This is a genomic window from Pelagerythrobacter aerophilus, assembly GCF_003581645.1.
In the GTDB taxonomy this organism is placed as follows: Bacteria; Pseudomonadota; Alphaproteobacteria; order Sphingomonadales; family Sphingomonadaceae; genus Pelagerythrobacter; species Pelagerythrobacter aerophilus.
On the sequence record NZ_QXFK01000014.1, the window covers coordinates 512,798 to 532,448 of the forward strand.

General features: G+C 66.1%; 17 protein-coding genes and 1 tRNA gene. 4 read left to right on the top strand and 14 right to left on the bottom strand.

Annotated features, from left to right (window positions below):
* Positions 1-17: 17 nt before the first annotated feature.
* The 7 genes from addA to ahcY form a co-directional block, all read right to left on the bottom strand.
* Positions 18-3,533: a double-strand break repair helicase AddA gene (addA, locus tag D2V04_RS06460; RefSeq protein WP_119512439.1), complete on the bottom strand. Its 3,516-nt coding sequence runs from the start codon at positions 3,531-3,533 to the stop codon at positions 18-20.
* Positions 3,530-6,550, bottom strand: a complete 3,021-nt coding sequence (locus tag D2V04_RS06465; RefSeq protein ID WP_119512440.1) for a PD-(D/E)XK nuclease family protein — start codon at positions 6,548-6,550, stop codon at positions 3,530-3,532. Before D2V04_RS06465 ends, addA begins: the two co-directional genes overlap by 4 nt.
* Positions 6,543-7,259, bottom strand: a complete 717-nt coding sequence (locus D2V04_RS06470; protein ID WP_228766288.1) for a nucleotidyltransferase family protein — start codon at positions 7,257-7,259, stop codon at positions 6,543-6,545. Before D2V04_RS06470 ends, D2V04_RS06465 begins: the two co-directional genes overlap by 8 nt.
* Positions 7,256-8,245, bottom strand: coding sequence for an aminoglycoside phosphotransferase family protein (locus D2V04_RS06475; protein ID WP_119512441.1), 990 nt, complete (start codon positions 8,243-8,245; stop codon positions 7,256-7,258). Before D2V04_RS06475 ends, D2V04_RS06470 begins: the two co-directional genes overlap by 4 nt.
* Complete coding sequence (gene tsaE, locus D2V04_RS06480) at positions 8,242-8,682, bottom strand: tRNA (adenosine(37)-N6)-threonylcarbamoyltransferase complex ATPase subunit type 1 TsaE (RefSeq protein ID WP_119512442.1); 441 nt, start codon at positions 8,680-8,682, stop codon at positions 8,242-8,244. The genes D2V04_RS06475 and tsaE overlap by 4 nt, the downstream gene beginning before the upstream one ends.
* Positions 8,682-11,024, bottom strand: coding sequence for a PAS domain-containing sensor histidine kinase (locus D2V04_RS06485; RefSeq protein WP_119512443.1), 2,343 nt, complete (start codon positions 11,022-11,024; stop codon positions 8,682-8,684). Before D2V04_RS06485 ends, tsaE begins: the two co-directional genes overlap by 1 nt.
* Positions 11,025-11,129: 105 nt before the next feature.
* Positions 11,130-12,542 carry an adenosylhomocysteinase gene (gene ahcY / locus D2V04_RS06490; protein ID WP_119512444.1) on the bottom strand — a complete coding sequence of 471 codons (1,413 nt, stop codon included), beginning with the start codon at positions 12,540-12,542 and terminating at the stop codon, positions 11,130-11,132.
* A gap of 188 nt (positions 12,543-12,730) precedes the next feature.
* On the opposite strand from ahcY, the gene D2V04_RS06495 reads away from it, so the two are divergent.
* Positions 12,731-13,213, top strand: a complete 483-nt coding sequence (locus tag D2V04_RS06495; RefSeq protein ID WP_119512445.1) for a peroxiredoxin — start codon at positions 12,731-12,733, stop codon at positions 13,211-13,213.
* Between the two features lie 168 nt (positions 13,214-13,381).
* On the opposite strand, the gene folE is transcribed toward D2V04_RS06495, so the two are convergent.
* Genes folE through D2V04_RS06510 form a run of 3 tightly spaced genes read right to left on the bottom strand, consistent with a single transcriptional unit; the run spans position 13,382 to position 16,033 of the window.
* Complete coding sequence (gene folE / locus D2V04_RS06500) at positions 13,382-13,990, bottom strand: GTP cyclohydrolase I FolE (RefSeq protein ID WP_119512446.1); 609 nt, start codon at positions 13,988-13,990, stop codon at positions 13,382-13,384.
* Positions 13,987-15,504 carry a phospholipase D-like domain-containing protein gene (locus D2V04_RS06505; RefSeq protein ID WP_228766289.1) on the bottom strand — a complete coding sequence of 506 codons (1,518 nt, stop codon included), beginning with the start codon at positions 15,502-15,504 and terminating at the stop codon, positions 13,987-13,989. The genes folE and D2V04_RS06505 overlap by 4 nt, the downstream gene beginning before the upstream one ends.
* 37 nt (positions 15,505-15,541) lie before the next feature.
* Positions 15,542-16,033 carry a hemerythrin domain-containing protein gene (locus D2V04_RS06510; RefSeq protein WP_119512447.1) on the bottom strand — a complete coding sequence of 164 codons (492 nt, stop codon included), beginning with the start codon at positions 16,031-16,033 and terminating at the stop codon, positions 15,542-15,544.
* A gap of 112 nt (positions 16,034-16,145) precedes the next feature.
* On the opposite strand from D2V04_RS06510, the gene D2V04_RS06515 reads away from it, so the two are divergent.
* Positions 16,146-16,562, top strand: a complete 417-nt coding sequence (locus D2V04_RS06515) for a metallopeptidase family protein (RefSeq protein WP_119512448.1) — start codon at positions 16,146-16,148, stop codon at positions 16,560-16,562.
* On the opposite strand, the gene D2V04_RS06520 is transcribed toward D2V04_RS06515, so the two are convergent.
* The 3 genes from D2V04_RS06520 to D2V04_RS06530 all read right to left on the bottom strand — a co-directional run bounded on the left by D2V04_RS06520 (position 16,559) and on the right by D2V04_RS06530 (position 17,560).
* On the bottom strand, positions 16,559-16,873 hold the full coding sequence (locus tag D2V04_RS06520; RefSeq protein WP_119512449.1) for a PilZ domain-containing protein: 315 nt from the start codon (positions 16,871-16,873) through the stop codon (positions 16,559-16,561). The two genes, D2V04_RS06515 and D2V04_RS06520, sit on opposite strands and share 4 nt — an antisense overlap.
* Before the next feature lie 130 nt (positions 16,874-17,003).
* Positions 17,004-17,080: transfer RNA gene (locus D2V04_RS06525), tRNA-Arg, on the bottom strand.
* A gap of 45 nt (positions 17,081-17,125) precedes the next feature.
* Positions 17,126-17,560 (bottom strand): (deoxy)nucleoside triphosphate pyrophosphohydrolase, encoded by a 435-nt coding sequence (locus tag D2V04_RS06530; protein WP_119512450.1) that lies wholly within the window; start codon positions 17,558-17,560, stop codon positions 17,126-17,128.
* 80 nt (positions 17,561-17,640) lie between these two features.
* Between D2V04_RS06530 and D2V04_RS06535 the strand changes: the two genes are divergently transcribed.
* Entirely contained in the window at positions 17,641-17,823 is a 183-nt protein-coding gene (locus D2V04_RS06535; RefSeq protein ID WP_119512626.1) for a Flp family type IVb pilin, read from the top strand.
* A gap of 121 nt (positions 17,824-17,944) precedes the next feature.
* Positions 17,945-18,109, top strand: coding sequence for a Flp family type IVb pilin (locus tag D2V04_RS06540; RefSeq protein ID WP_119512451.1), 165 nt, complete (start codon positions 17,945-17,947; stop codon positions 18,107-18,109).
* A gap of 65 nt (positions 18,110-18,174) precedes the next feature.
* Here the strand turns inward: D2V04_RS06540 and D2V04_RS06545 are convergent, their stop codons facing one another.
* Complete coding sequence (locus D2V04_RS06545) at positions 18,175-19,647, bottom strand: M48 family metalloprotease (protein WP_119512452.1); 1,473 nt, start codon at positions 19,645-19,647, stop codon at positions 18,175-18,177.
* Positions 19,648-19,651: the final 4 nt, after the last annotated feature.

Consider the following 19,651-nt stretch of genomic DNA (forward strand, 5'->3'; position numbering starts at 1 on the left):
TCCTGTTGTGTTGCCCTTTATTTAGGGCCGCGGTCTGCCGGCTCAACGGGTGGCCGGCCAAAGCTTTCCTGCGCTGTGGACAAGGCGGCTTTCTGCGCCGCCAGAACCTCCGCAGGAATTGCGATCAGCCGCGGTGCCTGCGTGTAGAGGACGGCCGCGGCAATCTCCCGGCCCGGATAGATCTGCGCAAGGGCGGCGGCATAGGCCGCCATCTGGCGGACGGTTGACGACGGCACCTGCTCGAGGGTTTCGGGCGGGCGCCGCGCAGTCTTGAAGTCGACCACCGCTACGCGGTCCGGCTCGACCAGCAGGCGGTCGGCGGTGCCAGCCACGACCTGCCCCTCGACGATCGCGGCGAGCGGAACCTCGGCCAGCGCATCAGATGCGAAAACATGGGCGAAAGCAGGGTCGGCCATCACCGCGAGGGCGGAGGCTAGCACCTCACGGCGGACATCGGCGGAAAGGCCCTGCCCCTGCCGTTCGAGCCATTCGCGCCCTACCTGCTCGCGTTCCTCGACGGGCACCGCCGGTAGCCGTTCAAGCAGCTTGTGGGTCAATGTGCCGCGCAGCGCCGCCTCGCGCAGCATTTCAGGCGGCAGCGGTGGATCGGCGCCCGTGTCCTCGCCTGCGGATGACGGTGCGAGAGGACGCGGTGGACGGGGCTCCGGGCCGACCGGCTTGGTGGCCCAGTCGGGAAGCGTGCGTTCGGCCGCTCGATCGGCCGGGTCCTCGACCGGCAACCGCGGTGCCGGCGTGCCGAGTTCCCAGCGCGCCCCCCACAGGTCGTCCGCAAGTCCGTCGCCTTCGAACAAGGGGCGGAGGCGCGCGTACCAGCTGTCGGCGTGCGGTTCCCCCTTTTCGCGGGGCCCGAGCGAGCCCCCGATGAACAGCGCCTCCTCCGCGCGGGTCATCGCGACATAGAGCAGGCGCCAATGCTCGCGCATTTCCTCGGCCATAGCGGCCTCGTGGGCGGCGGCGATGGGACCGAGGCGCTGGTTCTTCGGCAATCCCGGTATCGGCACGCTGCGGCCCGTGTCGCCGCGCGGCACCGGTTCGACGAGCGTCAGCGCGCCGCCTGAAGGAGGGGTTCCGGTCGCATCGGCCAGGATCACGATCGGCGCTTGCAGCCCCTTCGATCCGTGCGCCGTCATGACGCGGACGAGATCGCCGCCCTCCCCCGCTTCGCGCTTGAGCTCGCCTTCGCCCGCATCGAACCAGCGGATGAAACCTTGCAGGCTCGCCGGATACGCGGCGGCATAGGCGTGCGCGGCATTGAGCAGTTCGTCGATCGGATCGTTGACCTCGCTCCCCAGCCGCGCGACCAGCCTGCGCCGTCCCTGCCATGGACCCACGAGGATCCAATGGACCAGCGCCTGCGGCAGTTCGAAATCGGCCCGCGCCAACAGCGCACCAAGCCGTTCGAGGGTCTCCACCACGAGCGGCTCGCGCGAGGCACGCAGGTGCGTCCACAGCCGTATGCCCGGCCGCCGATACCCGTGCTCCAGCAGATCCTCCTGACTCCATCCGCCGAGCGGCGACACGAGAAGGTTGGCAAAGTTGAGATCGTCGAGCGGCTGGGCTGCGAAGCGGAGCGCCGCCATCAAGTCCTTGACCCCCAGGGGCGCGCCGAGCCGCAGCCGGTCGACACCCGCCACCGGCACGCCCGCCGCATGAAGCCGCGCGACGATCAGCCCGGCAAGCTCTTTGCGCTTGCGCACCAGCACCATGATGTCGCCCGGGCCGGCGTTGCGTGGATTGTCCTTGTCTTTGACGAGTGGGAAGCCATCGTCGAGCCAGCGTCCGACTTGGCGCGCGATGCGGTCGGCCATCTGCCGGTCGTGACGCGAGAGCCAGCCTTCCTCGCCTTCGTCATCCTCCCCGTCGAGCGCTTCGCCGGTGACCGGCTGCCAGAGTGTAACGAGGCCCGCTCGCGCCTCGCCGATATGGGGATCGGACGGCTGGCCCAGACCCAATTCGGCGAACCCGACCGCTTCGATCGCGCGGTCGACGAAATCGAGCACCGGTTGCCCCGTGCGGAAGGAATGGCCGAGGCCGTATTCTTGCAAGCGGCGGATCGGAACCTCGGAAAACAGCATCCCAGCCGCCTTGGAGGTATCTTCCGCAGCTTTCGCCGCCGCCTCCATCTCGCGCTTCACGCGATTGCGCGCGGCCTCGAAATTCTCCGGGCTGGTGCCCTGGAAGCGGAAGATCGCCTGCTTGTAGTCGCCGACGGTGAAGATCGTGCGCAGCTTGCCGTCGTGCGCGCCCTCGCCGCTGAAGAAGTCGTCGATCAGCGCGAAGACGATCGCCCACTGCTCGGCGTTCGTGTCCTGCGCCTCGTCGATCAGGATATGGTCGAAGCGGCGGTCGAGCTTGTAGCGGATCCACGCCGCCATGTCGGCGCGACCGAGCAGGTCGGCGGCGCGGCGGATCTGGTCGTCGAAATCGACCAGTCCCTCGCGCGCCTTGGCTTCCTCCCACAGCAGCGCGAACTTGCGACCGAGCTCGAGCAGCGGGGCGATATTCTCCGCCAGTGCCAGAAGGCCGAGGAATTCGCGCACCTTGGCGATGCACTCGCCCGCTCGCGCACTGGCGCCGGAGAATGCGGGATCGGCGGACTTGGGCAGCTTGGGGTTGCCGTTCTTGAAGAACAGTGCCTCGGCCAGCGCCTCGATCCCCGCAGCGCGCATCGAGCCATCGCCTTCGAGCCAGCCGTCGATCGCTTCGACCGCGGCCGCACCGGTCTTGCCCTTCCACTCGCGGTATTGCGCGAGGCATTCCCGCAAAGCCGCAACGTCGAAGCTCTCGTCCGCGCAGAGCCTCGCCGCATCCTCAGGCCGGGCATCGGCTTCCAGTCCCAGCAGGCGGTTGACACGCGGACGCATCGGCGGCTGCCAAGAGCCAGGGCCGAACCAGAGTTCGCTCGCACCGGCGCAGCGCATGAGCCAGGTACGCACCCCGTCCGGCCCCTTCTCGCGGCTGAGCCTGGCGATGGCATCGAGCGTCGCCGTGTCGCCCTCGCGCTCCGCCGCGAGCAGCATATCCGCGAGCACGTCATGCGAGAGCAACTCGCGCTCCCGATCCTCCATCGGGCGCGAACCGGGGACGATCCGCGCTTCCTCCGGGAAGGTGGCGAGGAGCCACTGGGCGAAGGCGTGGATCGTATCGATCCTGAGCCCCCCGCCCGGTGTGTCGAGCACGCTGGCGAACAGGGTGCGCGCCCGCGCCTGCGTCTCGGGATCGAACGGCGCACCGATAGCCTTGAGCTCACCCGCCAGCGCTGCGGCGTCCATCCGCACCCAGCGTGCGAGCACATCGTTGACCCGCACCGCCATCTCCGCCGCGCCCGCCTTGGTGAAGGTGAGACACAGGATCTGCGACGGATCGGTATCCGGTTGGAGCAACAGGCGCAGCACGCGCGCCGAAAGCACCTGCGTCTTGCCCGTCCCCGCCGAGGCGGACAGCCAGACGCATTCGCGCGGATCGACCGCTGCGCGTTGATTGCCATGGAGCGGATAGACCTTGCCACTCATGCAGCGCTCTCGCCGTCGTCGAGGCGCGCCTGCCATTCGTCTAACCGCATGAGCTGGTCGTAATCCGCGTAGCCCGGATAGTCCGGGTTCTTGCGCGCGGTGAACGGTTCGGAGCCCTTGATATAGTCGCCGATCGCCTCGTGCAGCTTTTTCTCGGTCAGCGGCAGAAAGCTTTCGGGCGCGATTCCGACCCTCTTGGTGCCGATCCGCAGCGGCGTTTCGACATAGCCGAAATCGCCCTCACGATTCTTCGCGAGCGACCAGTATTCGAAAGCCGTGGGTTCGCCGGAAACGTCCTTGATGCCATCCGTGCGCGCCATCAGACCGATCAGGCCGAGCTGGAGTGCGAAACCTTCCTGCACCATGGCCCAGCTCGGCGGCTTGCCGGTCTTGTAGTCCACGATCGCGAGTTCGCCACCGGGCAGACGGTCGATCCGGTCCGCGCGTCCGTGAATGCGGACGCCGTCGACGATCATCTCGCCCTTGCGCTCGACGGCGATCACCTCGCGTTCCGGCTCGGCGTCGATCTGCGCCTCGACCCATTCGAGAGCAGCCATCAGGCGGGGACGCCAAAGGCCGCGCATCAGCGGATGGGCGTTCATTTCCTCCAGCACGCTTTCGGCAATGGGTTTGAGCGGCGCCCGGGGATCGTCCTCGCGAGCGGCGTGCCAGCGTTCGAGAATCTTGTGCGCTGCGGTGCCCTGCCATGCGGCGGAAGGCTCGGCGTCGAGCGCGTCGAGAGGGCGCAGGCCAAGGATCGCGCTTGCGTAGAACTGGTAGGGATCGCCGAGCAGCCGATCGAGCGCGGTGACAGCGATCGGCACGTCGCGCTGCTCTGCACTGGGGCGCGGCTCCGGGCGCGGATAGGGCGGCGGCTCGGCTGAAGCGGCATCGAGTACCCGCGCCAAGTCGACCGCGGCCTTCTCCTCATGCGATTCGAGCAGTGTCTCGCCGAGAAGCGCCTTGACCCGCAGCAGGAACCGCGAGGGGATTGCCGGGCCGCTCTCATCCCGCGCGGCACGGCTCAGCACCACCTCAGGCGCGCCCAGAGCGCCCGCAAGATCGTGCGCCGACAGGCCGATGCGGAAGTCCGCACCGGGAACGCCCAGCGCCCGCATCACCGGTGGTGCGAGAAGCGGGTCGGGCGCGGGGCGCGGCGGCCAGCTCCCCTCGTTGAGGCCGCCGCAGATCACGAGATCCGCGCGGCTCATGCGCGATTCGAGCAGGCCATAGATCGCGACACGCGGGTGCCCGCCGTAGGGAGGCCGCACGGCGACCCGGTCCATCGCCTCACGCAGCACGGTGGCGAGATCGGTGGAGGCGAGGTCAAGGCCTACTTCCCGTGCATGCAGGCGCAGGTCGTCGATAAAGGCAGAGAGCGCGCGCCCGTCCTCGCGTGCCCAGAGCTGCGCGCCGCACAGCGCCTCCCCCGTCGCTGCAAGCGCGTCGAGTTGATCGGCAAGCAGCGGTTCGTCCTCCCCACTTAGGAGGAGCGGCGCGAGAATCGTTTCTATCTCGGTCCACCAGTCCGCAATCCCGCGCGATTTCTCGCCAAGACGCAGGACGAACTCGCGCAAGGGCGCGAAGCCCGGCGCGGGTCGCGGCCCCCGTAGCGCGAGTTCGAGCGCGCGCGCATGGTCGAGCCAGTCGGCGCGGCCGAACGGCAGCCCCGCCAGTGGGTGCTCCAGCAACGCCATCAGCGGCACCGGCGCAGCGTCCTCGGCTGCAACCTCGGCAAGCAGGAGCAGAAGCCGTCCCGCCGGCGTTTGCGACAATGGCCGCCCTGCGGAATCGTCCGCCTCGATATTCCAGCGCCGCAAATGCGCCGCGACGCGCGCCGCGAGCCCGCGGTCGGGCGTCACCACCGCCACGCGCTTGCCGGGGACCTCCAGCGCCTCGCGTACGAGAAGCGCGATCGCCTGCGTCTCCTCTTCCGGATTGGCGCTTTCCATGATCCGCACGCCAGTGAGGCGGCGCTTCTCGGAAGGAAGTTCGACCCAGCCCGTGCTCGCCTGCGGCGGCAGGAACAGGCTGGAGATCGCGTGGCTGCGCCTGGGCTCCGCCGCGCCGAGCCCCCGGCGGTGCCACGGCAGCACCTCGCCCCGCGCGACACCCATGCGGTTGAGCAGCAGTTTGAGGTGATACTGCGGATGGGTCACCGCATCGCCGCGTGCGAACGCGGTATCTTCAGGACTGTCGCCCCGGCCCGCGCGCCCCAGCTCGTCCCACACGGCGTCGTCCAATGCGAGGTCGAAATCGGGCAGCACGACCGCGCCGTTGGGCAGATCGGCAACCACTCTCAGCAGTTTGGCGAGTTCGGGCGCGGCGCTGGTCACACCTGCCGCAACAATGGGACTTGGCGGTGGATGGTCCCGCCACCGCTTCGCCGCGCGGGCGAACAGCATGTTCCGGCGCGTGGCGGCGTCGACCATGCCGAGTCGTTGGAGCTCCGCCAGCCATATCGTCTGCACGGTGTAGAAAAGCTTGGTGTTTTCGCTCCAGTGAGAGGCGACTTCGGCAAGCGCCTGCATCACCGGCTCCTGCCACAAGTCGTCGGGCGCGACGCCTTCCACCAGCAGCCGGTCCATCGTTTGTCCGATCTCGTGCGCGATCCGCAGCCGGCCCGCTGGCGTCGGCTTCGGATCGCGCCCGAGTGCCGCCATCGCCTGGTCCACGAGCTGCGCCAGCGTCAACCAGCGCCGCGTGGGCTCGACCGCTGGAGGAATGTCGCTCGCACCCAGCGGGTCGAGCAGCGCGCCTAACGTCTCGTCGAGATCGAGGTCGCCGACAACGGCCATGCGCGGCATCAGCATTCCGGGCTGACTCTCTGCCCCGAAGTGGCGGATGAAGGCTTCGGTAACGGTGCGGACGGCGCGAGTGCTCGGCAGCAGCAGCGTCAGGCGGGCGAGACCGAGATCGGCTTCGGCGTAGCGCGGGACGAGGCCGGCCACCAGCGCATCGGCGAAACCGCGGTGCGCGGCGATCGAATAGACGCTCGGCCCGCTGCGTTCAGCCACGCCTGAGCGCTTCTTCGGTCGGCGCAATCGCCTCCGGAGTCCCGACCTCGAACCATAGACCGGTGAATACGGTGCCGTAGAGTCGACCTTCCGCCATGGCGCGCTCCCACAGCACCATGGTGCCGAACGGACCCTCCGGCGCATCGCGCAGCAGGCGGTGCGACACGAGCTGGATACCGGTGTAGATGAACGGCGCGATCCGGCCGGGCAAGCGCCGCTTCAACCGGCCGACCGGATCCATATGGAAGTCGCCCAGTCCGCGGAAATTGCTCGCCCGAGCATGGGGCACAACCAGCAGGAGCGCGTCCATCTCGTCCGGATTCCACAGCTCCGACAGGTCGGCGAAGGCATCGCGCGGGCCTTCGAGCCAGATGTTGTCGGCATTGAGGCAGAAGAACGGGTCCGGCAGGTGCGGCAACGCCTTGGTCATACCGCCGCCGGTTTCGAGCAGCAGGTCGCGCTCGTCGGAGATCGTCACTTTCGGCCTGGCGCGTTCCTTCAGGTGCGCCTCGAGCGAATCGGCGAGGTAATGGACGTTGACCACCGCTTTCGCCACGCCGGCCTCGGCGAGGCGATCGAGCGTGTGGTCGATCAGCGGCTTGCCGGCGACGCGCACCATCGGCTTGGGCTGGCTCGCGGTGAGCGGCCGCATGCGTTTTCCCAGCCCGGCGGCCATGACCATCGCGGTGTCGGACGCAAGCGTGGTCACTGGATTTCCCCGCCGAACGTATCGCGGATATTGCGCGGAATGTTGAGATCGAACCAGCTTGCGACGGGAGCGAGCGCGGGGTGCGCGAGATCGCGCTCCATCGCTTCCCATACACGCGGGATCATTGCGAGATAGCGCGCCTTGCCGTCGCGCTTCCACAGGCGAGTGAAGATGCCCACGATCTTCGCATTCCGCTGCGCACCGAGCCGGGCATAGTCGGCCTCGAACTCGTCACTGGGCGCGGCACGTGCAATGTAGCGGTCGAGCATCGCGCGCTCGAGCTCGACCGAAACGTCGCGGCGGGCATCCTGCAGCAGCGACACGAGGTCGTAGGCGGGATGGCCGACGAGCGCATCCTGGAAATCGATCAGCCCCTGCGCGCCGGTGCCGTCCGGCGCGGGGCCGAGCAGCATGATGTTCTCCGCATGATAGTCGCGCAGGACGGTCACGCCGGGCTGCTGGCGGGCCAGCAGCGGCGCGAGCGCTTCATTCCATGCGGTAGAGTAACCCTCGGCGTCGACCGCCAGCTCCATCGCGGGGCAGTACCATTCGGTCAGCAGTGCGGCTTCGCGTTGATAGACCGCCATATCGTAGGGATCGAACGGTCCCGGCGGCGCGCGGTGCAGCTCGACGAGGGCATCGATCGCCGCCGCGTAGGCATTGGTCTCGCCATCGGGGTTCTCGTCCAGCCAGTCGCGCATCCGGTCGACGCCGAAATCCTCCAGCAGGATCCAGCCCGCCTCGGCGTCCTCCGCAATGATCTCGGGCGCACGCTGCCCGTGCGCGGCAAGCCAGTGCGCGACGTCGAGGAACGGGCGGGGGTCTTCCTCAGGAGGCGGCGCGTGCATCAGCATGGCCTTGCGATCACCGTCGCGCACGCGGAAATAGCGGCGGAAGGATGCATCGCCGGGGATCGGATCGACCGCGGCCCCTCCCCATCCTGCGCTTTCGAGGAATTGAATCAGGCCGTCGGGCAGTTCGCTCATGGCAGGCGCCCTAGCCAATCCGCGCCGGGTTCGACAATCGCCTTGCGTCCGCTTCCAGCAATTTCGAGCAGGATCGAGAGGCAGCCCGGCTCGTGCGCGAAGCCGCCGGCGTTCTCGGGCCATTCGGCAATCAAAGCAGCACCCTCTCGGTAGTCGTCTAGACCGATTTCCTCTGCCTCCTCGGGGTGTTGGAGTCGGTAGAAGTCCGCGTGGACGAGCGGCGGGTCGAGTGCGTCGTAAGTCTCGACGATCGTAAAAGTAGGCGAAGGCACTTCCCCGTCGTGGCCGAGTGAGGAGACGATCGCGCGCGCCAATGTGGTTTTACCCGCGCCCAGTCCACCCGAGAGTGCGATCACGTCACCCGCCCGCAACCGAGCGGCTATGCGCCTGCCGAACGCCTCAACCGCGGATAGGTCGGGAAGCTCCACTTCAACCATCACGGCAATTCGATCGTCACGGTCGTACCTTTGCCTTCGCGCGACACGATCTCGAGGGCCCCGCCCTGTGCTTCGATGAGCTGGCGCGCAAGCGGAATGCCGAGCCCCTGGCGCCGCACGAGGCCGTTGCCGTCGGGCGTCGTGCGCAGCCCGTCGAGCGCATGCGCGAGTTCCTTGGCGGTCATGCCCCTGCCATTGTCCGAGATTACGATCCGTGCACCCTCGGCCTTGCGCGTGAGGTCGACCAGTATCTTGCCGCCCTTACCGGTCGCAGCGATCGCATTGTCGAGCAGGTGCCCGATCGCGCGGCCGAGCTGACGCGGGTCGGCATCGACTTTGCCTGCCGCGCTGCCGCGCAAGTCGAGGCTCAGCCCGCCGCCAAGGATCGCCTGCTCCCGCTCGCGCACTACTTTGGTCACGAACGGCATTAGCGCGATCCGCTCCTTGGCGATCGGCAGCAGCCCCGCTTCGCTCTGCGAGAGATCGAGCACGTTCTCGACCTGATCGGCCAGCCTCGCGACCGAATCCAGTATCGCGCGAACATAGTCCTTGCCCTGATCGGAAAGTTCGCCCGCCGCACCGCTCTCCAGCAATTCGGCGAACCCGCCGATCGACGTGAGCGGCGTGCGGAACTCGTAGGACATGTTGGCAAGGAAACGGGTCTTGACCTGATCCGCCTCCTCCAAGGCCATGTTCCGCTCTCGCAGTGCCTCCTCGGCTTTCTGCGAATCGGTGATGTCGAGCACCGTCAGCAGCCCGTTGCCGTCGGGTAAGGGAACCCCTGCGAACTCGAGCGTGCGCCCGTCGGCGAGCTGGATGCGCCCCCCTTGCTCCTTGCGATCGAGTGTCGCCGCCCGGATCACCTCACCGACTGCCTTGGTCTGAGCGGGCTTGGCGAGATTCGGCGCGATCGCTTCGAGCAGCCGGTCGGCGGAAGGGTGCGTGTCCATCAGTTCCGGATCGAGGCCCCAGCTCCCGGCAAAGCCGCGATTCCATAGCTGCAAGTGTCCGTCCGGCGCGAAGACCGCGAGTGCTTCGAACAAACTGTCGAACGTGGCGGTCCGAGTGCGCAGGAGCGTGTCGCGGGTGGCGGAAAGCGCGAGCTGCTCGGTGCGGTCCTCGGCGATCAGCACCAGACTGCCGTCCGGCATCGGGTTCGCGACCACGCGCAGGTGCGTCTTGTCCGCGAGCGGCCAGGCTTCCTCGCGCGGCGCGCCGGCGCTGAACCACTCTGCGTGCTCGCGGCGCCATGTCGGGAAATCGCGTACCTCGGGAGTCTTTCCGGCATCGCGCGCGTCGCTGAGGAAGCGCTCGAAGTCGAGCCCGGCCGCGACGGAACCCGGCGCCACGCCGAAGATCCGGCGGAAAGGCTGGTTGGCAAAAGTCAGGCGGCGGCGCGCGTCGAACTGCGCGACGCCGACGGAAAGCTGGTCGAGGATCGATCGCTGAGCCTCCCGGAAGGCCCGGAACGCGCGGGCGAGTTCCTCCTGGTCCTCAATGTCGATCGCATAGCCGGCGATCCCCTCCTGCCCGAGAGGCAAGTCGCTAACCCGTAGCGAGCGTCGCTTGCCCGCGACCGTGGTGGCGACGATCCGCTCGATCGGCGTCTTCTGGTCGACGGAGTGGCGGGCGACCTGCGCGGCCGTCAGCCCGTCGACCGCCTCGATCAGCTCGAGCTGGCGCTCGACGGCATCGGCCGCACTGGCCGCGCCGACCGCTTCGACATAGGCCGCATTGACGAGCTGCAGCCGCGCGTCGGGCCCGCGGAACCACATCGGCATCGGCGCCCCTTCGATCAGGCCGACCAGTGCCGCGAAATCGCCACGAGCACGTGCTGCTTCCTCTCGCAGCAGGGCGAGTTCGCTCTCGCTTTCGCTGAAATCGAACACCCAGACGAGCGCGGCGCCGCCGGGCGAGACTTGTGGATCGGCGAGAGCGCCGCGCAGAGCCAGGCTGCGCTGCGATCCCGGGGGGGTAATGGCCATGCGGAATGGCGCAGCAGTTTTCTGCGCGCGGCGCACGTTCTCGGTCAGTTCGGCGAGTTGACCATCCGACAGGCCTTCCCCGTTCCGACCGGCCAGTTCACTCAGGTATGCAGGCAGCTTGGCAAGCCCGAGCCAGGCTGCGAGCCGCTCCGATGCCTCGATCCGCATGTCGGCGCGCACCAGCAGTGGAATGGCCGGCGCCTCGTCGATCATGCGGGCCATGCGCCGTGCGGCCCGGCGGCTGGTTTCGGCCCCTTTAGCCTTCCCCGCCGCCGCGATCATCAGCCATGCGGCACCGGCCGTCCAGGCTGCAAGCAGCAGCCCGATCAGAGCCAGCGCGGTAGGGGAGAGGTCCATGCCGATCAGCTATGCGGCATGCGGAAAGGATGCAACGGCTATCCCGGCGCAAACGCCCGCTGCCGGACACCATCTGCGGCGTCCGGCAGCGGAGACAGCGCTGGCTCAGTAGCGGTAGTGATCCGGCTTGAACGGGCCGTTCTGTGGCACGCCGATATAGTCGGCCTGCTTCTTGCTGAGCTGCGTCAGCGCCACGCCGAGCTTCTCCAGGTGCAGCGCCGCGACCTTTTCGTCGAGGTGCTTTGGCAATACGTAGACATCGTTCTGGTATTCGTCCGACTTGGTGAACAGCTCGATCTGCGCCAGCGTCTGGTTGGTGAAGCTGCTGCTCATCACGAAGCTCGGATGGCCGGTCGCGCAGCCGAGGTTCACCAGCCGTCCTTTGGCGAGCACGAGAATCGACTTGCCATCCGGGAAGGTGACCAGGTCGGTGCCCGGCTTGATTTCCTTCCACGTGTAGTTGTCGAGCGCCGAGATCTGGATCTCGCTGTCGAAGTGGCCGATGTTGCACACGATCGCCATGTTCTTCATCGCCTTCATGTGCTCGGCAGTGATCACGTCTTCGTTGCCGGTCGCGGTGACGAAGATGTCGCAGCGCGCGACCGCCTCCTCCATCGTCACCACCTCGAACCCGTCCATCGCCGCCTGAAGCGCGCAGATCGGGTCGATCTCGGTTACCATGACACGCGCGCCGCCATTGCGCAGCGACGCAGCCGAACCCTTGCCGACATCCCCGTAACCCGCGACGCAGGCGACTTTGCCCGCCAGCATCACGTCGGTCGCACGGCGGATCGCGTCGACCAGAGACTCCTTGCAGCCGTAGAGGTTGTCGAACTTCGACTTGGTGACCGAGTCGTTGACGTTGATCGCCGGGAACGGGAGCTTGCCCTTCTTGGCGATCTGGTAGAGCCGCATCACGCCCGTGGTGGTCTCTTCGGAGACGCCCTTGATGTTCTGCACCGTCTTCGTGAGATAGCCCGGCTTCGCCTTCACGAACGCCTTGAGCGCGCGCTGCATCTCGATCTCTTCGGCATTCTGCGGTTCCGGCATTTCCTCACCCGCCTCGATCCGTGCGCCCCACAGCGCGAACATCGTCGCGTCGCCGCCGTCGTCGAGGATCATGTTGGCGGTGCGATCCGCATCGTCGGGGGTCGACCAGTCGAAGATCTTGCCCACATAATCCCAGTAGTCGGCAAGGCTCTCGCCCTTGACCGCGAAGACCGGGATGCCCTGTGCAGCGATCGCCGCGGCGGCATGATCCTGCGTCGAGAAAATGTTGCACGTCGCCCAGCGGACCTCAGCCCCGAGTGCGACCAGGGTTTCGATCAGCACCGCGGTCTGGATCGTCATGTGCAGGCTGCCGGTGATCCGGGCGCCCTTAAGCGGCTGCGCGGCGCCATATTCCTCGCGTAGCGCCATCAGGCCCGGCATCTCGGTTTCGGCAATCCCGATCTCGTCGCGCCCATATTCGGCGAGGGCGATGTCCTTGATGATGTAGTCCTGCTTGGCGTCGGCCACGAATGATCTCCTGCAATTCTGCTACGTCCGGCCCCGCGCGAGGGGGGACCTCGTGATCGGTCGCGATGTAGCGACCGGTCTGTTTCGAGGCAAATATAAAGCGATCTTTATATGATGCCATATTGCCGTGCTGTGCGCAGGCTCTATATCGGGCGCGAACGGACGGGACGACGAAAGGAAATTTCTCGATGACGATTTCGGTAGGCGACAAAATTCCCGATGTGACGCTGGTCAAGGCGACCGAGAACGGACCCGAGAAGGTTCAGTCGAGCGACTACTTCAAGGGCAAGAAGGTCGCGCTGTTCTCCGTCCCCGGCGCGTTCACCCCGACCTGCTCCGCCCGGCACCTTCCCGGCTACGTGGAGAAGGCGCAGGACCTGAAGGCGAAGGGCGTCGACGAGATCGCCTGCACCGCCGTCAACGACGCCTTCGTGATGGGCGCCTGGAACCAGAACGCGGGCTCAGGCGACATCACTATGCTCGCCGACGGCAACGGTGAGTTCGCCGAAGCGGTGGGGCTGACGATGGACGGCAGCGGCTTCGGCCTCGGCAAGCGCGGCCAGCGTTACTCGATGATCGTCGAGGATGGCGTGGTGAAGGAACTCAATGTCGAGCAGCCGGGCGACTTCTCGGTCTCGAGCGCGGAGCACATGCTCGGCCAGCTCGGCTGAAGCGTCTCCTCAGTCCGGCCCACGCCGGACGTAATGAAAGTACCGGCCGGGGCGTTCTGCGACGTCCCGGCTTTTTCGTAGCGATCAGGCCGTCACCAATGATCGTGACCCTAGCGAAAGCTGGGATGAGTGACTGGCCGAAAGGGGCGCTGCGCGCCCCAACAGCCCTCAATACCCCATCAGCTTGAGGACCTCCTCGCGGCTGCGAGGATCGTCGAGGAAGGTGCCCATCATACGACTGGTGGTCATGGTGACGCCAGGCGTTCGGACGCCGCGGGCGGTCATGCAGCTATGGCTGGCCTCGATCACGACGGCCACCCCTTGGGGTTGGAGGTGCTCCCAGATGCAGTCCGCGACTTCTGCGGTCAGGCGCTCCTGCACTTGCAGGCGGCGGGCAAAGCCGTGGAGAACGCGGGCGAGCTTGGAGATGCCGACGACGCGGTCGGTCGGGAGATACGCTATCGCGGCCTTGCCGATGATCGGTGCCATATGGTGCTCGCAGTGGCTCTGGAAAGGGATGTCCCTGAGCAGAACGATCTCGTTGTAGCCGCCGACTTCCTCGAACACGCGGCTGAGATGGATGGAAGGATCCTCCCCGTAACCGAGGCAATACTCCTTCCACGCTCTGGCGACACGCTGGGGCGTGTCGAGCAGGCCTTCGCGCAAGGGATCGTCGCCCGCCCAGCGGATCAGAGTGCGGATCGCCTCCTGCACGTCCTCGGGCACCGGCGGCTTTCCGCGGGGATCGTCTTCGTCCGGTCCGACTAGGCTGCTCATTTCCCTATCCTCTTCTTTGCCCCGCGAAAGGCGCGGCGCAGCGAGCTCCCCTTACGGAAAAGTCCACCTTTGGCAAACGGCTCGAACAGCTCTTCCGGTCGCTCGGGATCAAGCAAGCCGGACCCGGCAACCGTCTCCTCGATCGCACCGATCTCGGGTGGATCGAAGGCTCGCAGCGAGCGCTCTTCCCCCTGTCCGTGCGCGGCGATCAGGCCATGCATCGAAGGGTCCGCAGCAAGCAGCCGCGCCACCTCTTTCCCCTCGAGTCCGCAGTGCTCGCCGAGCAGCGAGTGGCGCAACGCCGCGACCCCGTCACAAGCGTGGTCGTTGCCCGGTCGATCGCAGTCGATGAACACGTCGCATTCGGAATCGAGGCCCATCGAGCGGTTGTTGAAATTGGCCGAACCGATCCGGAGAATCCGATCGTCCACGATCATCAACTTTGCGTGCACGTAGATCGGCGTATCGCCGGTGTGCGGAACATAGACCTGGAAGCGGCGCTTGTGGTCGAGCTCGGCGAGGCTGTGGAGCAGGCAGTTGCGTGCATGATCCATCGCCTGCTGTTCGAGCCAGCCCTCGGCCGTTAGCGGCTGGACCATCACGATCTCGGGCGGATCGTCCTCCTTCAGCCGCTCACCGATCGCCTCGGCGATCTTGCGCGAGGTGAAGTACTGGTTCTCGCTGTAGATGAACCTCTCGGCGCGGGCGATCTGGGTGAGCAGCAGTTGCTCGATCTCGTTCACCTGAGGCGATCCGTCGTGCTTGGCGCGCGTTCGCGCGATACCGATCTCCACATCCTCGAACTGAACGGGCAAATCGTCGGGCCAGAGGCTTTCGTCGGGGATCGGCACTTTCTCGAGGCGCTCGCCGCCCGCCCGCTCCCACCGGTTGCGGCCGAGAGCGCCGAGCTCGCGCGCGGCATCGCCTTCGAACATCATCGTTGCGTCGTGCCAGGGTCCATAGCGTCTGCCATGTGGACGTCGCCGGCGCCGATCGTGCTCCAGATGCTCGCGCGTGTCCCATCGGTCCTGGGTCATGTCGATCCCGCCGCAGACGGCCAGTTTGTCGTCCAGCACGGCGATCTTCTGGTGGTGCGAGCAACCGACCGGGTGGTGGGTGTCGAACTTGAAGGTGATCCCGCGGTGCGCGGCCATGCGCGCCAGATCCACCAGCATGTAGCCGCGCAGCATGAACTGGAGCAGGCCCAGGCTCCACTTGAGAACCCGGATCTCGATCCCCGGACGATGGCGCGCGAGCCACATAAGGAAGCTACCGAGCCGGCGCGGATACTTGCGGCGCAGGATCCGATGGAACCAGCGGCGGCCCAGCGCGAGGTGAATACGCGTGTCGAAATCCCATCCGACCAGAAATATCCGGTGGCGCGCCTTTAGCATCGCCTGCTGCATCAGCGCGAAATAGGCTGCCGCATCGACGATCACGCTCGCGCGATCGACGCGAGCATAGCGCCAGACGCCCGGTTCTTCCGAATGGTCGTCGAAATCCGGCTCGCTCAAGTCTTCCTCGGCCGCAGTCACCCTCCCTTGCTTTCCGCTATTCCTTGGCGTCTTCCATCTTCTCCGGCGTTACCTCGGCGTCCGCCTTTTCCGCCCGCTTGCGGCGCTCGAAGACCGATTCCATGTACGCCTCATCCTCTTCAGTGAGATATTTTTCGAAGTCGGGGAAGTGCTCGTCCTCCTCTTCCTCGATATGGTGGCGGTAGCGATGATCGAGGGCCTTGAACTTGCTCATCCAGTCACCGCTCGACATCTTCGTCGCGGCCAGATCGTTGAGCATCTCGTCGATCTCGTGATGCTCGGCCACGGAATGGCGTGTTTCGTCGGTGGTCTCGGGCTTCCGCAGCATGGTCGAATAGAGCGCCTGCTCCTCCGCTGCTGCGTGGCTCTTCAATTCCCTGGTCAGTTCGGTGAAAAGGGCTTCACGCCTCTCGTCTTCGTCGCGGCTGTCGAGAATCCGGTCGAGCAGTTCGCGGTGCTTGTCGTGATCCTGCTTGAGACGCGCGAAGATCGCTTCGGCTGCTGCCATATCGGGAGGTTCCTGTTCGGTTGATGTTCCACCAAAAAATGGACGAGTCGAAGCATTGTTCCTCGCGCTCCCAGGGGGTGACGAAGGCCCGAACGCACTCCATATTCGCGGTATGGACGCATTCCGACAGGTCCCGCCGACTGCCGAGGACATGGAGCGCATGGCGCAGGCCGTGATCGATTCCCTGCCCGAGGAATTTCGCGAGCCGCTGCGCCAGGTCGTCGTGCGGATCGAGGAGTTCGCCACGCGCGAACAGCTCGATTCGGTCGATATCCGCAGCAAGTGGAATCTTACCGGCCTCTACGAAGGACGTCCGCTCGGCGAGCAGTCGATCTGGGACCCCGGCGACCTACCGCCGGTCATCAGCCTGTTCCGCCAACCGCTAGTGCGGGAATGGCGCGAAACCGGTGTCGATTTCAGCGATTTGGTGCGGCATGTGGTGATTCACGAAGCTGGGCATCACTTCGGCTTTTCCGACGACGAGATGCATTGGCTGGAAGAGAGCGTGGACGACGGGCTTGCGCCCTAGCTGTCAGGATTCCGCGCAAGCTGGTTGCGGATGTGATCGAGCACGGGGCCATAGATCGGGTTCTCGAACTCGACCCCGACAACCTGGCGCTCGGCCCACTTCACCGTGGCGGCGATCGGGCCGATCGGGCCGATGCGGATCGTGATCTGCGCACCGGGAAGCAGGCTGCCGAACTTGTCGAAGAAGCGGCAGCCGCGTTCCGAGATGTCGAGCACGCTGACGTCCTTGGGCACACCGCTGCCAGTGCGGTAGCGCCCTTCGACCGCGATATGGTGACGCTCCTCGCGCCGGCCCTCGTCCCCCTGCCCCATGTGCGGGAAATTACGCCGGAGGGCAGACGAAGCAATAGGGATTCGCGAAAGGCCCGGGTTCGACGAGAGCTTCGGTCTTGTCGGGCCATAAGCAAACAGGGCCGCCTCCGAGAGAGACAGCCCTGTTTGATGGCGCGCCCGAAAGGATTCGAACCTCTGACCCCCAGATTCGTAGTCTGGTGCTCTATCCAGCTGAGCTACGGGCGCGCTTGGAGGGCGCCACATAAGGGGGGGAGTCGGGCTTGGCAATCCCTATTGGACGGCTTTTTCGGACGAGCCTCCGAACAGCGCCCGGCAGAGCGCCACGTCCAGCGGAGGCTTGGGCAGCGGGATGATCTCTTCGCGCGTGAGCCAGGCGACCTCCCCGCCCTCGAGTGCCTGAGGCTCGCCAGTCCAGTGGTCGGTCCGGTAAAGGAGAATTACGATCCCGGGCGCACCGTCGTGCAGCGCCGATTGGGCAAAGCTAACGGGCTGGAGCCGATCGCGGCGGATCGCGATGCCGAGTTCCTCGCGGATTTCCCGCTCCAGCGCACGATCGGGCAGTTCGTCCGGCTCGACCTTGCCGCCGGGGAATTCCCACAGCCCCCCATGATGCTTTTCCGGCGGGCGACGGTGCATCAGCCAGCGACTATCAGCCTTCCTCAACGCCAGCGCCACGACCGCGATCCACTTCGACTTCCGTTCCATCCCGCGGGCTTATCAGAACTTTTTCTTAATAGAGATGGCTCATGGTTCGCGCTCGGGACCGTACCGGGGGGAAGCGTCCAATGCAGCAGACGAATCTTCTGAAGCGCATCGCATGCGACACCCGCGGCGCAACTGCCATCGAGTACGGCCTGATCGTGGCTTTGATCGTGATCGCCTGCATGGGCGCTCTCCAGCTCGTCGCCGGGGAGACCATCGAACTGTGGGGCCGGGTTTCGAGCGAGGTCACCAGAGAGAGGGGATAGGATGATCGGCCGTTGCCGACCTTTAGCACTTTATAAAGCCATTCCCCTTATTGCCGCTCACTGCTCGTTCCCGCGTTGCAGGAAAGAGTTCGGGTATCGAAGACTGAACCAGGAGACTGACATGAAGTTCATCAACAAGCTGCTCCGCGACGAGCAGGGCGCCACCGCCATCGAATACGGCCTGATCGCCGCTCTGATCGCGGTTGCTGCCATGGGCGCAATGGGAACTCTCGGCGGAAAGCTGACGGAGACGTTCTCGGCTGTCTCGTCCAAGATGGGCGGCTGAAGCCAATAATCGCACGAAGGGCGGCGGGAGCGATCCCGCCGCCTTTTTTGTGCGCGGGCGAATGTCTAGCTCCCCCTCACGACGATCTTCACCTTCTGCCCGGCCTGCAGAGTATCGCCAGAGCCGAGACCGTTGAGCACCCGGAAACGTTGCTCCTGTGCGTTATCGTAGGCCATGCGCCGCGCCAGCGATGAAATCGTATCGCCGCTGCGCACCGTCACTACGTCGATCCGCCGTGGCACGACCTGATTCGCCTCCGCCTGACTGATCCGGCGCATCGAGTTGAACATCGGCGTGAACACCCCCGACCGCCCGGCCTGGCTGATCGCGGCGAAGTGGAACGCCTGATTGTTCGAGAACTCATAGGCGAACACCACCACATCCACTTGGCCATTGCCGCTGTTGACGCGCGCGATGCCGTAAGCGGCCGGAATGCCGTTCACCGTCGTCTGTTCCATGCTCGCCGGGGCCAGCGTCTGCTGGTTGCCGCCGAGCGCGCGGAATACGCTGCGAATGTAGTTGCCGAGATTGCCGTCGTAGGGCCCGGTGCTGAGCTGCGCCTGCCCGCTTTGCCCGTTGATCGACACCGCGCGGGTGCCATTGACCATGTAGAATCCCTGCGGCGCGGTGAACGAGAGCCGGAATACCGGATGGATGAACTGCCGCCCCTCGATGATCCCCTGCGCCGGATCGTCGCCATAGACCAGGCCGTCTATCCGCGTCAGGAAGGTGTCGCGATTGGTGACGCCGGTACCGCCGGCCGCCCTTTGCAGCGCCGTCTGCACGCGGCTCGCCGGGTCGGGGTGGGTCGAGGCCCATTCGGGTACCCTCGCGTCATCACGACCCTGCAGAGAAGCATCGAGCGCGTTCTGCGCGGCGAGGCTCTGCAACACGGTAGCCATCGCTCGCGGATCGTAGCCTGCGCGGTTGAGATACTGGATGCCGAGCTCGTCCGCCTGCAATTCCTGATCGCGCGAGAAGCGCAGCGTCAGCATTTGCGATCCCTGCAGGATACCGCGGGAGATTTGCTGTCCGATACCGCTGTCGCCCAGCAGGATGCCCGACAGAATCGCCCCGGCCGCGCCAAGCAGAGTGTTCTGCTGGGCCGCAGCCTGCCGGCGCTGCGAGTGGCGGGCTGCGACGTGGCCGACTTCATGCCCGAGCACGCCCGCGAGCTCCGCTTCGTTGTTCATCAGCGTGACGAGCTGGCGCGTAGTGTAGACGTAGCCACCCGGGATGGCGAAGGCGTTGTTGACCGAGCTGTTAAGCAGCGTGACGGTGAAATCCGACTGGGCGTTACCCAGTCCCGACTGCACCGCGATGTTCTTACCGACCTGCTCCACGTACTGCGCCTGCGGACCCGTCATCGCCCCGCCGAACTCGGCGAGGAGCTGAGGATGCGCCTCTGCGCCCATCTTCGCTTCCGGCTGCGTGATAGGCGTCGACGCGCTGGGGATATTGCCCATCGAGGTGCATGAACCGAGCGTAACGGAAAGCGCGGCGACCGAAGCCAGCGCGAGGGGTTTCAAGCGACGCATTGCG